The 13616-nt window shown below is 64.1% G+C and carries 10 protein-coding genes; 1 reads left to right on the top strand and 9 read right to left on the bottom strand.

Annotated elements, in window-relative coordinates; all coding sequences use genetic code 11:
- Nucleotides 1-76: 76 nt before the first annotated feature.
- From ACYQ01_RS18930 to ACYQ01_RS18905, 6 genes are all read right to left on the bottom strand, one after another.
- Nucleotides 77-3421 carry an ATP-binding protein gene (locus tag ACYQ01_RS18930; RefSeq protein WP_459935381.1) on the bottom strand — a complete coding sequence of 1115 codons (3345 nt, stop codon included), beginning with the start codon at nucleotides 3419-3421 and terminating at the stop codon, nucleotides 77-79.
- A gap of 323 nt (nucleotides 3422-3744) precedes the next feature.
- Nucleotides 3745-5157 carry a sigma-54-dependent transcriptional regulator gene (locus ACYQ01_RS18925; RefSeq protein WP_459935380.1) on the bottom strand — a complete coding sequence of 471 codons (1413 nt, stop codon included), beginning with the start codon at nucleotides 5155-5157 and terminating at the stop codon, nucleotides 3745-3747.
- A complete protein-coding gene (locus ACYQ01_RS18920) occupies nucleotides 5150-7552 on the bottom strand; it encodes a c-type heme family protein (protein ID WP_459935379.1) in 2403 nt (800 codons plus the stop codon). Before ACYQ01_RS18920 ends, ACYQ01_RS18925 begins: the two co-directional genes overlap by 8 nt.
- Before the next feature lie 129 nt (nucleotides 7553-7681).
- Nucleotides 7682-7912, bottom strand: a complete 231-nt coding sequence (locus ACYQ01_RS18915; RefSeq protein WP_459935378.1) for a hypothetical protein — start codon at nucleotides 7910-7912, stop codon at nucleotides 7682-7684.
- A gap of 102 nt (nucleotides 7913-8014) precedes the next feature.
- Nucleotides 8015-8191 (bottom strand): hypothetical protein, encoded by a 177-nt coding sequence (locus ACYQ01_RS18910; protein ID WP_459935377.1) that lies wholly within the window; start codon nucleotides 8189-8191, stop codon nucleotides 8015-8017.
- An 18-nt stretch (nucleotides 8192-8209) separates the two neighbouring features.
- On the bottom strand, nucleotides 8210-9652 hold the full coding sequence (locus ACYQ01_RS18905) for a putative sulfate exporter family transporter (RefSeq protein ID WP_459935376.1): 1443 nt from the start codon (nucleotides 9650-9652) through the stop codon (nucleotides 8210-8212).
- 447 nt (nucleotides 9653-10099) lie between these two features.
- Between ACYQ01_RS18905 and ACYQ01_RS18900 the strand changes: the two genes are divergently transcribed.
- A complete protein-coding gene (locus tag ACYQ01_RS18900) occupies nucleotides 10100-10846 on the top strand; it encodes a tetratricopeptide repeat protein (protein WP_459935375.1) in 747 nt (248 codons plus the stop codon).
- Between the two features lie 61 nt (nucleotides 10847-10907).
- Here the strand turns inward: ACYQ01_RS18900 and ACYQ01_RS18895 are convergent, their stop codons facing one another.
- The 3 genes from ACYQ01_RS18895 to ACYQ01_RS18885 all read right to left on the bottom strand — a co-directional run bounded on the left by ACYQ01_RS18895 (nucleotide 10908) and on the right by ACYQ01_RS18885 (nucleotide 13244).
- Nucleotides 10908-11600: a flagellar brake protein gene (locus ACYQ01_RS18895; RefSeq protein ID WP_459935374.1), complete on the bottom strand. Its 693-nt coding sequence runs from the start codon at nucleotides 11598-11600 to the stop codon at nucleotides 10908-10910.
- A gap of 514 nt (nucleotides 11601-12114) precedes the next feature.
- Nucleotides 12115-12711, bottom strand: coding sequence for a peptidylprolyl isomerase (locus ACYQ01_RS18890; RefSeq protein WP_459935373.1), 597 nt, complete (start codon nucleotides 12709-12711; stop codon nucleotides 12115-12117).
- Entirely contained in the window at nucleotides 12708-13244 is a 537-nt protein-coding gene (locus ACYQ01_RS18885) for an acyl-CoA thioesterase (protein WP_459935372.1), read from the bottom strand. Before ACYQ01_RS18885 ends, ACYQ01_RS18890 begins: the two co-directional genes overlap by 4 nt.
- Between the last annotated feature and the right edge of the window lie 372 nt (nucleotides 13245-13616).

The raw sequence follows: 13616 nt of genomic DNA, 5'->3' as shown, positions 1-13616 counted from the left end.
CAAGGCGAGGCGGGTTCCCGCGGCGCGGTGGTACTTGCGGCTCGCGGGTCAGGAAAGAGAAAAAGCGACGCCCCGGTTACGCCGCATCCGTTTCGTCGGGAGCCTTGCGGGGCAGGTTGGCCGCGATGGCGACCAGCAGGGCGCTGATTTCAATGGGCTTGGAGACGAAAGCGTTCATCCCGGCCTGGAGGCAGCGTTCCTCGTCCCCCTTCATGGCGTGCCCCGTGAGCGCCAGAACCGGCAGGCGGCTCTTGGCCCCGAACCGGGCCTCGTCGCGCAGGGCGCGCGTGGCCTCGATGCCGTTCATTTCGGGCATTTGCACGTCCATGAGCACCATGTCCACGGGCTCCCGGGCGAGAATGTCCAGGGCGATGCGGCCGTTGTCGGCGCACAGCACGCGAATGCCCCGGTTTTCCAGCAGGCGCCGTGTGGAAATCTGGTTCACCCGGTCATCCTCCGCCAGCAGGATGACCAGGCCGGGGGGAAGCGCGGCGGCGGTTTTGTCCCTGGAGGATTCGGCAGAGGTTTGCGCCGTGGGGCGCACCAGCGGCAGGCGGAAGGTCACCTTGGTCCCCTTGCCGAGTTCGCTTTCCAGATGGACCTCGCCGGCCATGAGTCCGGCCAGGCGCTTGACGATGGCCAACCCCAGTCCCAACCCGGAATAGTTGCGCGTGTTGGACCCGTCGGACTGAACAAAGGGTTCGAACACCTGGGTCCGCATGTCCTTGGAAATGCCCACGCCGGTGTCTTCCACGGTGTATTCCAGCATGTCGCCGCCCGCGCTCACCCCGGCCGAGACCGTGACGGCGCCTTGGCCGGTGAATTTCACCGCGTTGCCCACCAGATTGAAAAGCACTTGGCGCAACCGGGTCCGGTCTCCGAGCACCTTGTCCGGCAACTCCGGGCTGATGAAACAGTCCAGGCGCAGGCCTTTTCGGGCCGTTTCGGTGCGAAAGATCTGACAGACCGATTCCGCCAGCCCGGCCGGGCGAAACGGCTCGGCGCACAGATACATCTTCCCGGCCTCGATTTTGGAGAGGTCGAGAATATCGTTCAAGATGCTCAACAGGTCCCGGCTGGACTGGAGGGCGGTTTCCAGAAATTCGTTCTGCTCGCCATCCAGCGGGGTTTCGGCCAGCAGTTGGAGCATGCCCATGACGCCGTTGAGCGGAGTGCGGATTTCATGGCTCAGATTGGCCAGGAATTCCGACTTGGCGTTGCTGGCGGCCTCGGCCTCCCGTTTGGACTCCATGAGTTCCTGTTCGAAGGCCTTGCGTTGCGAGATGTCCTGCAGCGCGCCGGTCACAATGGGCCCGCCCCGGTCGTCGGGGAAAAGGCCTATCACGCGCAGTTCACCCCAAAAGCTCTTGCCCTTGGCGGTGACCACTTCGAATTCGATGGACTCCGGCCGGTCGTAGAGCTTGGCCGCCTCGATGACGGCTTCCACGCATTCCCGGCAGTCGGGCCGGGCGAAGCTCAAAAATTCCGAGAAGCTGAGATTTGTGTCCCCGGGCAATTCCAGCAGGGCGAGCAACTCCTCGGTCACGCAGGCCTGGTTGGTGCGGGTGTTCACCCGCCAACCGCCCAGGCGGGCGATCTGTTGCGTCTGTTTCAGGAAAAAGGCGCTGGCGTTGAGTTGCTGTTCGGTGCGCTTGCGCTCGGTGATGTCTTGAAGCGACCCGTGAAGGCGCGTCACTCGGCCCGTGTCGTCGCGTTCGGGGTGCCCCTTGGCCAGGATGTAGGTTTCCACGCCGTTGGCGTCGGGGCGACACAGTTCGAGTTCGTAGGGGATGCCCTGTCGCAGGGCGTGCTCCCGGGCCTGGCGCAGCCGCTCCTGGTCCTGGGGAGTGTAGAGGGTGCCCATGCGCGCGAAGCTGACCACGGTCTGGGAGATGTCCTGGCCCAGAATGCGCAGGGCCTGACGGGAGCAGGTGGCCATTCCGGTGTCCACGTCCAGGTCCCAGTCGCCCACCAGGGCGATGCTCTGGGCTTCCATCAGGCGGTTGGCCAGCCGGCGCAGGGCCTGTTCCGCCAGGCGCATGTCGGTGACGTCGCGCATGACCACCACCGCTCCGAGAAAGTGGCCGGAGGCGTCGCAAAAGGGGCCGCCGCTCAGCAGAACGTGGCGGGGCGGCTGTCCCGGCATGGCGATGACCAGGGGCTCGTTGGCGAGAAAGTTGCCGGCTATGGCGCGGTCCAGGGGGCCTTCCCCCTGTTGGACCGGGGTTTGTCCGTCCTCGTGGAACAGGTTTCTGCGGGCGCACCACTGGCCGTAGGATACGGTGGTGGCGTCCACGCCGTGCCAGCCGGTGGCGGTTCGGTTGCAGATGACGAGTTCTCCCCGGGTGTTGCAGGCGATGACCCCGTCGGCCATGTTGTCCAGAAGTTTCGTCGTGAATTCCTGTTGATGGCTGAGATCGGAGAAGGCTTTCCGTTGCCGTCGCCAACTTTGCTGCAGCAGGGCCGCGCTCGTCGTGGTGGACAGGAGAAAGAGCAGGTACAGCGCCGCGAATCCCATGATTTCCCGCCGCCACTCCGCATAGGTTGTTTTCAGGCTCATGCCCACGGTGAGCAGAAAGGGCGTGCCGGAGATCTTTCGGGCCGTGTAGAGGCGTCGGACGTTGTCGAGCCCCGTGCAGAAGTAGCTGATGGCTTCTTGCTTGTCGGACGCCGCATAGTCGTGCAGCTTTGGGGACTTGGCCGATCCGCCCAGCAGGTTGTCTTCCTTGCCCATGTCGGGATAGCGGGCGAAGACGCGGCAATCGGGGGTCCACAAGGTAATGGTGCCGTCCGGGCCGACGTCGGCCATGGCCAGGGTCTGGTCCAGCTTTTGCGACAGCACGGGGGCCAGCACCAGACCGGCGAAGGATCCGTCCTCGCGGGAGAGGCGTCTGGCCAGGACCACGGCGTGCCTGCCGGTGACGCGGCTGGACAGGAGGGAGGAAACCACCAGTCCCGCGGCGGGTGAGTCCTTCAACTGCTTGAAATAGTCCCGGTCGGCGATGTTCGGGTAGGCTTCGGGCTGCTTGACGGCGCTGGCCAGCACGTTTCCCTTGTCGTCGGCCACGCGCAGGTTGTCGAGTTCGGGCCAGCGGCTCTGACAGCGCGCCAGGTGGGCGCGCAGGATGTCTTCGTTCCCGGAGGAAGGGGCCAGGCCTTTCAGCCGCAGGTCGTCGGCGGTTTCGATGAGGGCCATGTCCAACCCCGCGAACATGCTGGCCAGGCTGCGTTCCAAAACGCGCGAAAGGTTTTCGGTGGTGGTCTCGGCGCGTCGTATGTGCTGATCGCGGCTATTGTATAAAAAGAAGGCCCCCATGGCCAAGACGAGCAGATTGATGAAAGCCACGCCCACCCACAGGCAACCGGGAAAGGGAAGGGAGAAGCGTCGATGCGACGGTGTGGAATTTTTCGCCCAGTTCATATGCTTTTTGAATCGTTTCAGCGCGTTCACGTTTCTGAAAAGACGAGAGCGCCGGTGCGGGCGTCATCCCAGTTCTCTTGATAGCACAACAGGCGGGCGCTTTGGAAGCAGTCAAAAGGGGGGGGATGGGCAATTTCCCCCCGGAAACTAAGGTGTTGCGAAGCTAACAATATTGCGCATCCGCTCAGGTGGGACCGGAACCTAGACACAACCCGTTCGAAATGCGGAAATTTTCCCAGGCCGACGGGGTGAAGTGCCCCCCCGGGGGGGCGGGAATTGCGAAAGCCGATTCCCGCGGCCGACGGGGATGGTCCGACAGGTCGTCAGTCGTCACGCCCCCGGAAGGCTCCGGCGTCCATTCCCAGGCGCTTGAGAATCTTTTGCAGGGAGAACCGTTCCAGTCCGGACAGGCGCGCCGCCTGGCTGATGTTGCCTCCCGTCTTTTCCAGGAGCACGTGGATATAGGACCGGGTAAAGTCGTCCACCACCCTGGCCCGGGCTTCCTTGTAGGTTTCGCCCATGCCGGAGCCGGAGGGCGTGGGCAGTCCCGGCTGGTCGATGAGGCGCACCTGGGTTTCGGTGATGTGCGCCCCCGAAGAGAACACGGCCGAGCGGCGCACGTGGTTGAGCAGTTCGCGCACGTTTCCCGGCCATGCCCGGGCGCCGAGGTAGTCCAGGGCGCTGGGGGTGAAGGCCATTTCCGGCTTGCCCAGTTCAGCGCAGGTTTTGGTCAGAAAGTGTTGGGCCAGCAGGGGGATGTCCCGGGTGCGCTCGCGCAGGGGGGGCACCCGGATGGTGAGCACCGAAAGGCGGTAGAAGAGGTCGTCGCGAAAGGCGCCCGAGGCCACTCGCGTCTCCAGGGGTTGGTTGGTGGAGGCCAGGATGCGCACGTCGGTGCGGATGGACTCGCTGCCGCCCACGGGGCGTATTTCGCGTTCCTGCAGGGCGCGCAACAGCTTGGGTTGCAGATGCAGGGGCATGTCGCCGATCTCGTCGAGATGCAGGCTCGACCCGCCGGCGGCGAGAAACAGGCCCTGGCTGGCCTTCTGGGCGCCGGTGAAGGCTCCCCTCACGTGTCCGAAGAGTTCGCTTTCAAGGATGTTGTCGCTCACCGCCGTGCAGTTGAGGCTTACCAGGGCGCGGCGACCGCGCTTGCTCAGGCGGTGGATGTTTTTGGCCACCAGCTCCTTGCCCGAGCCGGACTCGCCCAGGATGAGCACGGTGTAGTCGTTTTCGGCCACGGCTTCTATTTCGTCGCGCAAGCGGCGCATGGCCGGACTTTCGCCGATGAGCGGCAGGAGGTCGCGGTGGCCGGCGGCGCTGTGCAGGCGGGCGTTTTCGCGCATGAGCACGGCCCGCTCCAGGCCGCGGGCCACGCCCCGGTAGAGGGCGTCCTGGTCCACGGGCTTGGTGAGGAAGTCGTAGGCTCCGTGCTTGAGCGCGGCCACGGCGTTTTCCGCGCTGCCAAAGCCCGAGAGCATGAGCACGGTGAGCGCCGGCTCCAGGGCGAGGGCCCGGTCGATGAGGGCGATGCCGTCCATGCCGGGCATGCGCAGGTCCGTGATGAGCAGGGCCACGGGGCGTTCGGCGAGGGCCTCCAGGGCCGATTCGGCGCTGTCGCGGATGAGCACCTGGTTTTCCGGGAATCCCTTCTGGATGAGCCGGGCCAGCCCTTTGGCAAAGGGGGTTTCGTCGTCCACCACCAGGATGGCATCGCTGGTTTTCAGGTCAATCATGGTCTGCCTCGCTTTCGGTACGCAAGGTCACGGTGAAGATCGCCCCGTCCCGGCTTTCGGCTTCGATGCGCCCGCCCAGGCCGCGCACCAGGCCGTAGACCACGGAAAGGCCCAGCCCGGTGCCCTTGTTTACGTCCTTGGTGGTGAAGAAGGGGTCGAAAAGGCGCGTGAGGTTTTCCGAGGCCACCCCGGGGCCGTTGTCGCGCACCCGAAGCACTACCGCGCCGGCCCGGACGTCGTGGCGGGCACCGATTTCGATGCGTCCCCGGAAGCCCGGCTCGGCCGCGGTTTTTTCTTCCAGGGCGTCCACGGCGTTCAGGAGCAGATTGGTGAGGATCTGTTCCAGGGCCGAGGGATTGGCCGGCACCAGGGGCAGGTCGGGGGGAATGTCCGTGACGATTTCCACCTCGGCCCGGGCGGCCTTGGCCCGAAAGACCCGGGCCAGGAACTCCACCAGCTCGGGCAGGGCGATGAGTCCGCCGGTTTCGGGTTTGGGGCTGGCGAAGCGCATGAGGTCCGAAAGCACCTTTTGGGCCTGGAGGGTATAGCGAATGATGATGTCCAGGTCCTCGGCGTGGGGGCTTTGGCCGTTATCCCAGAGAAGGCGGGCGTAGCAGAGGATCACGCCCAGGGGGTTGTTGATCTCGTGGGCCAGGCCGGCGGAAAGAAGTCCCACGGCCATGGCCTTTTCGCCCTGTTGCAGCGAGGCCATCATGGTCCGTTCGGTGGTGATGTCGCGGGCGTACACGATGGCCCGGCTGGGACCGGCCAGGCCGCACAGGGGGTAGGCCCGCACCATGTAGCAGCGTCCGCTTTGCAGCACGATTTCGCGCTGGATGGTTTCGCCCGTGCAGGAGGCGGCTTCCAGGCCCAGTTCGTCCAGGGCCAGGCCGCGCCCTGGCGCGGGGCGGGGCTGTTCGGCCAGAAGCTGGCGGCCCGAGTCGTTGGCGTGGATCACCGTGCCGGTCGAGTCGATGAGATACACCGGGTCGGCGATGCCTTCGAAAATGGATTCGAGCATGTCCTTCTGGCGCAGGAGGCTTTCCATGGCCTCCAGGTTCTCCAGGGCGATGCCGAGCTGGCGGCCAATGGCCAGAAAAACGTCCTGTTCCTTGGGGGGCAGGGTGATGGCCGGGGGCAGGCGCAGGCGCAGCCCGCCGCGCACGGTGTTGGGCGACTGCACCGGAGCCAGGGCGTCGCCGGGGGCGAAGAGCCCTTCGCCGCCCAGCAGCCGGTCGCGCACTTCGGGGGTCATCTCCCATTCGGGGGCGTTGGCCGGACAGGTGTGGATGTTCATGGAATAAAAACAGCGAAACGAGGCCCATTGCGCGCCGAAACGCATGCGCACGGCGTCCAACACTCCCGTGAGCAGGCTGGACCGGTCGGCCCCGCTGACGAAAAATTCGAGCACGTAGAGAAACAGGCGCACGTCGCTTTGCCTGGCTTCGGCTTCCTGTCGGGCCAGGGCCGTGCGTTCGCGCACCTTGGATTCCAGGTTGGCCGCGTAGTCGGAAAGCTGGGCCCGGGTGGCCTGCAAGTGGTCGGCGAAGCGTTCCAGCCCGCGCTGCATATCCTCTATTTCGTCGCCGCTGTCGGTGTCGGACTTGTCCAGGGTCTGGCCGGCCTCGTCGGGAAAGCGGCTGCGCATGAGCGAGGCCAGCCGGCCGATGTTGGCCGCCAGGATGCGGTCGAAAAAGAAGTGATTCACCATGAAGATGATGAGCGTGCCCCCGGCGAAGACCAGGATGAACCCCATGCTGATGCGATGTATGGCCGCGGCTTCGCGCTCAACGGGGATGATCACGCTGTCGAGCCCGGCGATTTCTCCTTCGGTGCGCCCGAAACCGCGCTCGCGCCCGTAGCGTTCGAGCATGACCTTGGGGGCGTCGTCCGGGTTGCCGTGACAGGCCAGGCAGGACTGGTCGAACACGGCCGGACGGGCCATGACCAGATATTCCTCCCCGCCGGAGGTGATGTAGCGCGTGATCTGGGAGGACTCGGGATGCTCGCGGAAATGGGCGATGAACTGACGCTCCAGGGCGTTGGCCTCGTACTTGGGATTGCGCGGGGATAGGGCCACCCGGCGAAACGAGAACTGCTCGCCAGCCATGTTGAGGTCGCTCATGACCTTGCGCGTGACGTAGGAGGTGGACATGGCCTCCAGCACGAAGGCGTCGTGGGGCAACCGGTCGAACATGGCCGGGCGCAGGATCTCGCGTACGTAGGTCTGCATGGCCCGCACGTTGGAAAACACCAGGTTGGCCTTGTCGGCCACTTCGGTTTCCAAGAGGTTGCGCAGGTAGAAGTTGAGCGAGAATCCGAACAACAGGCCGATGCACAACAGCACCAGGAAAAGTCTGGCCAGCAGCTTGGTCTGGAGAGTGGTGTGTTTCATGGGGGAAACCCGCCCTCCCGGCGGGCAGCCGGCAAGGTGGCATCGCCCGTCCCGATTGGCAAGCCCTTCCCGCCGGGCCAAGGCGCGACCGTGAGGCCGTTGCGTTTTGCGGCTGGCCGGGGCGTCGTTTCAGGCGCGCGGGGCCGGCTCGGCCAGGGAGGCCTCCCACGCCTCCACGTGGTAGAGGCTGGTGCCGGGGTTTTTGGCCCAGGCGGTGTTGCGGTCCATGCTGCGTTCTATGGGCCAGGCGCTTTTGGTGCGCAGGGCCTGGTCCACGTCGGTGGCGCGGACCAACTCCTCGGGACCGGCCTTCAAGGCATCCTGGGAGCCGTGGATGTAGCGGACGCGGTAGAGATTCATGGGACCACTCCTCGGGTTGGCGGTTTTTGCGTCGGGCGTCGGGCTCGGCTGCGTCGCGGGCCGGGGCGGGAAACGCGTCCCGCTCCGGCCCGTCGCAAAGCGTTACGCGCCGTGCGCGCCAGGGAACATGAAATCGCTTATGAGGAACAGGACCACGAGCAGAAACACGCCCAGGCCCAGGCTCCAGGCCACGAGTCGCTTTTCGGTGTCGTCGAGCGGCTCGTATTCCATTTTGGAGATTTCTTCCTTGAAATTCAGGTCGTTTATATTGTCGGACATGCGTGTGACTCCTTGTGGTTAACCGGCCAGGGGGGGCTTGACGCCGTGGAAGAACAGCCAGGAGATGAACAGCCCCACCCAGATGATGAAGCCGAACAGACAGACCACGTACACGGCGGCCAGCCTACCGATACCTTCTTCCCACAGCTTGCGGAAGTTCGAAACCACGCCGATCGTGAAGAAGGTGAGCATGAAGAATATCAGGCGGAACGAGTTGAGCGCGCCCACCATGGTCTTGCCGAGCTTCATGCCCGCTTCGGAGTTGGTGCAGATGATAAGCAGCAAAAGAAAGGTCAGAATGTAGCCCAGCACGAAGCGGGGGAAGCGGTTGAGCACCTCGGAAAAGCGCATGCGCTGACCGGGGGTGCATTCGAACTTGGAACACCAGATGTAGGCCAGAATGAAGGCCCACACGCCGATGAACACGTCGATGAATATCTTGACCGTGGTGGTGACCATGACCACCCAGCCTTCCTTGTAGTTGACTCCGTCCACGGCCAGGGCCTTGGCCCGGATGAGGGCGTCGGTGATGGCGCCGCTGGCGATGGCTCCGCCGTCGCTCTTGACGGCCAACCCCATCCAGCCGCCGGCCACCATGGGCTCGCCGTGCAGCCACCACTGGGCCACGAAGGGCAGGACCAGCATTTCCACACAGGTGAAGACCACCACCAGCGACGACACCATGATGGGCACGATGGGTCTGGCCCGGATGGCTCCGCCCGTGGCGATGGCCGCGGACACGCCGCAGATGGAGATGCCGCTGGCCAGGGGGGCGGCCCACTCGCGGCTGAACTTGAAGTACTTGCGCGACACGTAATACACCACGGCCCAGTAGATGAGATAGGCCTCGACAATGGCGCACAGGCCCCGGAAGATGATGGAGGAGGCCAGGCCCATGGCGTCGGCGGCCTTGACGCCAAGTTCCGAGCCCATGATAACGATGGCGATCTTGACGAACATCTCGGGACGGCAGGCGTCCTTGATCTGTTCGGCCAGCCCGGGCAGGAAGTTGCCCACGATGATGCCGGCCACCAGGGCCACGATGAAGCCGGCTTCGCCGGTGAGGCCGAGCGACCAGGTGATGTTGAACTTCTTGAGGGCGTTGGGCGTGGCCGCGATGTGGGCCTGGTTGCCCAGGGCGAAGCAGGCGTAGCAGATGAAGAAAACAATGGTGAACGATTTGACGAATTTGCCCACGTCAGCGCCCAGCAGCTTGACGCCGAAGGCCAGTATGGCCGTCAGGACCACGTAGGTGATGAGAAATGCCGCGACGCCCGACAGGGTCTGCTTGTACATTGCGGTGGAGGCGGTGAGGACTTGGCTCACCGAGGTCCAGACGTTGCATTTGACCACCCATCCCAGGAGGTCGAGCCCAAAGACGTTGCAGAGTGAGAGGAGAAAGATCAATGACCCGATCAACAATGCCACTTTGTCTTCAGTAAATTTGGTGTTTTCCGTCATACCCCCTCCGGCTGTGTCGTTGAAGCGTCGCCTGGGCCTGGCGGTCCTGGCGCGACCATGACCCGGCCCGGTTGTTCGCGTCCGGGCCGCCTGTGTTTTGCAGGCCCCATGCCAAACCGGTTGGCGATCAACCTATGGAAATACAAGCGGAAAAAGAACGGAGTCGCGTCCTGGGTGTAAACGCGCTGTGAACAAGCGCCAACTTGTGGTGGCGTCTTGGCGGGCGGGAGAAAGGAGCGCGCGTTCGGGGCTCGCCGAGGGGCATGACCGACAATTTCGTCTAGGGAAAATGCCTAGAGAGGGTTGGGGAAATTTCACGACACCCGAGTGGAATTTGCCCGTAGCCCGAAACGATCCCGGTATGGTAAGAGTTCTCCATCCACAATCGAACTCCTTTTATCCAGCCACATGGCAACGGTTCCCGGACGACACCAAATGGAAAAGTTCATGTATCCGTCTATCTTGGGGGTCTACAGCCTCCGCAAGGCCGAGGATGTCGGCGTGGGGGCCACGGCCTCCAGGCACGATCAGGTCACCTACTGGTACGCCCGGCAGATGAGCCCGGACATGGTGGAAGTGCAGCCCCTGAACGTCTACCATGTGCCCTCGGGGATGCGCAGCACCCTGCGCACCGGGGATTTTCTGTGCGCCTACAGCCCCGAGCCGCGCTATTACCAGACCCACACCGCCCCGGCGCTCAAGTCCCTGGCGGCCAAGATCAGCCAGGGGGAAAAGTATTTTTCCATGGGGCTGCTCGACGAGGCGGAAAAGGCCTTCATCAAGGCCCTCATGATCGACGAATCCAACATCCCGGCCAATTACGGCCTGGGCGAAGTCTATACGGAGAAAAACGACTACGCCCGGCTCAAGGGGGTGCTTTCGGTCCTGCTCGGCATGAACGAGGCCTTCACCCTGCACTACCGCCAGAAGCTCAATTCGTTCGGCATTTCCTTGCGCAAGCAGGGATTTCTCGACGAATCGCAGAAGTTTTTCTGCAAGGCCCTGGAAGTGCAGGGCGACGATGAGCACCTGTATTTCAATCTGGCTCGGGTGTTGTACGAAAAGGGCGAGATGGATCGATGCCTGGATTCGTTGCGCCATGCCGTGCAACTCAACGGCGAGTTCCTGGAAGCCCGCAAGTTCATCGCCCATTGCGAGCGCCAGTCGCAACACGCCGTCGGGCGGCAGCACTAGCGCAGTGGCGTCGGGAGCTTCGCGGCAGGTTCAAGTCGCCTGAGGCGTCCGGCGAACCGGGTCAAACGCCCTGGTCTTCGCCAAAGTCTTCGATGAATTCGCCGATGGCCCGGCTCACGGGTTCGGGCAGGTCGGCGAACTGCACGCCCACCGAAACCTTCTCTTTGTCGATCGTCTGGCTACGCACCAGGGCCTTGGTGTGTATGTCCTGCAATTCCCCGGTAATGGAAAAGGACAGGAACACCTCGTCGTCTTGTTGAGGGATGTTGGTCGGACCTCCCTCGCCAATCTTGAGGGCCACCCGGCATCCGCCGCGCGACAGGTTGACGATGACCCCTTGGGCCTCGTGGGAGCCGTAGCGTATGGCGACCGGCAGCACGCTGGCGCAACGGGTGTAGCGACGCATGCTCAGGGCTTCGTAGCTGGGGGGGTAGGTGATGAACAACAAGTGGGCCGGCTGGGTGATGAAGCGGGTGATCCAGGCCTTGAAACCGCACACCTGATAGGCCCGGTGGGCGAAACGCACGGTCACTTCTTCGTCGGGACGCAGGAGATCGCGCATCTCCAGACTGAGGGGCGGTTGCAAGATGAGGAACCGCCCCCGCTTCATACCGATGAATTCCGCCCAGATCCTGCGCCCGACGCCGTTGGGTTCGAGCATGACCCGGGCTCCGGCTTCGATATCGAGGGTGTCTCCATCGAGTTTTTTGAGTTGTTGGGCCTGTTGTGTGGGTTTCCCCGCGCTCGTGGACATCAGCGCTCCTTATGCATGTACCGAAAGGCATGTTTTCCTGGCGACCCTATACCACCAATAAATAAGGCTTCGCAAGTCGACCGTGTGACAAGAGGGTTGCCGTCTATATAAGAATAAGGAATCCCAGGAAGATACCCCTCCGATTCGATTCGCGCTGAGGGTGCCGCGTGGGGTGGGCCGGGGGATCGGCGCGGCGCAGGATCGGCCCGACGAAAGCGGACGCGACGGGGCCGCCCGGCATTTCACGCGCGCAAAAGGGCGCGTCCGGGGTGCTGGAGTGAATGCCGGACTTGAGGGGAGGCCCCGCGCAAAAGGCGATTCCGCACGCCGGTCCGCCAGACTGCAAAACGTCCTGCGCGCGCGGGTGTCGCGGTCCTCCTCCCGAAAAGCCGGGACCGGGCCGTTCGGGAGGAGGCGGGCGATCCATGAAATCAAGCCCGAAGCGTCTGTGGCGCACGCGAGGGTTTGCCTTTTTTCGCGGCAACGCGGACAGCGAGGATTGTGCGCCAGGCGGCTAGCGCGTGACCACCTGGGCCTTGAGGATGGTGACCGGTTCGAGCGGCACGTCGGCGTAGCCGGACTTGTTGCCGGTGGGGACCGTCTTGATGGCGTCCACCACGGCCTGGCCTTCCACCACCTTGCCGAACACCGCGTAGCCCCAGCCGCGCTGGGTCTTTTCCGTGTGGTTGAGGCCGGGGTTGTCCTTGACGTTGATGAAAAATTGGCCCGTGGCCGAGTCCGGGTCGGACGTGCGGGCCATGGCCACGGTGTAGGCCTGGTTCTTCAGGCCGTTGTCGGCCTCGTTCTTGATGGGCGCTCCGGCCTTGCGGGGGGTCAAGTCCTTGTCCATGCCGCCGCCCTGGATCATGAAGCCGTTGATCACCCGGTGGAAGATCAGTCCGTCGTAATAGCCCTGTTTCACGTACTTGAGGAAGTTGGCCACCGTGACCGGGGCCTTGTCCGGGAAGAGTTCGAGCACGATGTCGCCCTTGGTGGTGGTCAGTTTGACCAACGTCGGGGACTGGGCCGACGCCGGGCCGGCGCACAGGGCGGTCAGGGCCAGAAGGCAGGCGGAGGCCACGACGGCCTTGAGAGAAAAAAGCGCGTTCATTCGGGAATATCCTGTGGATGGGGTTGCGGAAAAACGGACGGTTTGTCCGTTTGGGGCGAGGATTTTCCGGGCCGCAGGGCCTTGCGGGCCTGCCGGCGTTGTCTGGCCTCCTCGAACCTGCGGCGCTCCTCGTCGGTATGCGGGGCCAGGGGGGGCAGGGGAGCGGGTTTGCGGTTTTCGTCCAGGCGGACGAACGTCATGTAGGCCGAGGCCACGTGGCGCACGGTGGCGGTGAACATGTTTTCGGCCTCCACGCGCACGCCAACTTCCATGGAGGTGCGGCCCACGAAGTTCACGCAGGCCTTGAGCAGGAGCACTTCGCCCACGTACACCGGGGCCAGAAAGTCCATGCGGTCCAGCGAACTGGTCACCACCTGGGACTGGGCGTGGCGCGTGGCCACGATGCCCCCGGCCAGATCGATCTGGCGCAGGATCACTCCGCCATGCACCGTGCCGGCCGGGTTGGCGTCCTGGGGCAACATGCGCACGGGCATCACCACGCTGGTTTGGGGGACGGTTTTGGCTTGGGGCATGCGGTCTCCGGTGCGGCGGTTCTGGAGGTGGGCGGAGTCTGTCACGAGACCGGTTCGCGATCAATCCCCCATTTTGGCCGGGCGGGGCGTTTGTTGTTGACCGTGAAAGCCGAGCGTGACACCGAGAGAAAAATACGGACCGCAACCGCACATAAGGATGACGCATGGCGAAGGCGAAACCAGGGATGGCCTTCCTCGGTCGACGGAGACCCCGCGGGCGCGCCGTCCGCGAGCGCTTCCCCCTGGCGCAGGGACCTCCCCGGCTGGTTCGGTCCGTCCCTGGCCGTGCGGAGCGCGTTGTTCGACGACGCGCATCCCGCTCGGAAGGAAGTATTTCGCACGCTTTCGCCCAATCCTGTAACCGCTCGTCCC

This window comes from Fundidesulfovibrio butyratiphilus, assembly GCF_054657235.1.
The sequence above is the reverse complement of the archived record's forward strand: the minus strand, read 5'-3'. Positions and strand labels throughout refer to the sequence as shown.

Coding starts and splice junctions, on each gene's coding strand:
- ACYQ01_RS18885 (WP_459935372.1), bottom strand. CDS start 13,244: ATGCCCCAAGCCAAAACCGTCCCCCAAACCAGCGTGGTGATGCCCGTG.
- ACYQ01_RS18890 (WP_459935373.1), bottom strand. CDS start 12,711: ATGAACGCGCTTTTTTCTCTCAAGGCCGTCGTGGCCTCCGCCTGCCTT.
- ACYQ01_RS18930 (WP_459935381.1), bottom strand. CDS start 3,421: ATGAACTGGGCGAAAAATTCCACACCGTCGCATCGACGCTTCTCCCTT.
- ACYQ01_RS18910 (WP_459935377.1), bottom strand. CDS start 8,191: ATGTCCGACAATATAAACGACCTGAATTTCAAGGAAGAAATCTCCAAA.
- ACYQ01_RS18925 (WP_459935380.1), bottom strand. CDS start 5,157: ATGATTGACCTGAAAACCAGCGATGCCATCCTGGTGGTGGACGACGAA.
- ACYQ01_RS18900 (WP_459935375.1), top strand. CDS start 10,100: ATGTATCCGTCTATCTTGGGGGTCTACAGCCTCCGCAAGGCCGAGGAT.
- ACYQ01_RS18895 (WP_459935374.1), bottom strand. CDS start 11,600: ATGTCCACGAGCGCGGGGAAACCCACACAACAGGCCCAACAACTCAAA.
- ACYQ01_RS18920 (WP_459935379.1), bottom strand. CDS start 7,552: ATGAAACACACCACTCTCCAGACCAAGCTGCTGGCCAGACTTTTCCTG.
- ACYQ01_RS18915 (WP_459935378.1), bottom strand. CDS start 7,912: ATGAATCTCTACCGCGTCCGCTACATCCACGGCTCCCAGGATGCCTTG.
- ACYQ01_RS18905 (WP_459935376.1), bottom strand. CDS start 9,652: ATGACGGAAAACACCAAATTTACTGAAGACAAAGTGGCATTGTTGATC.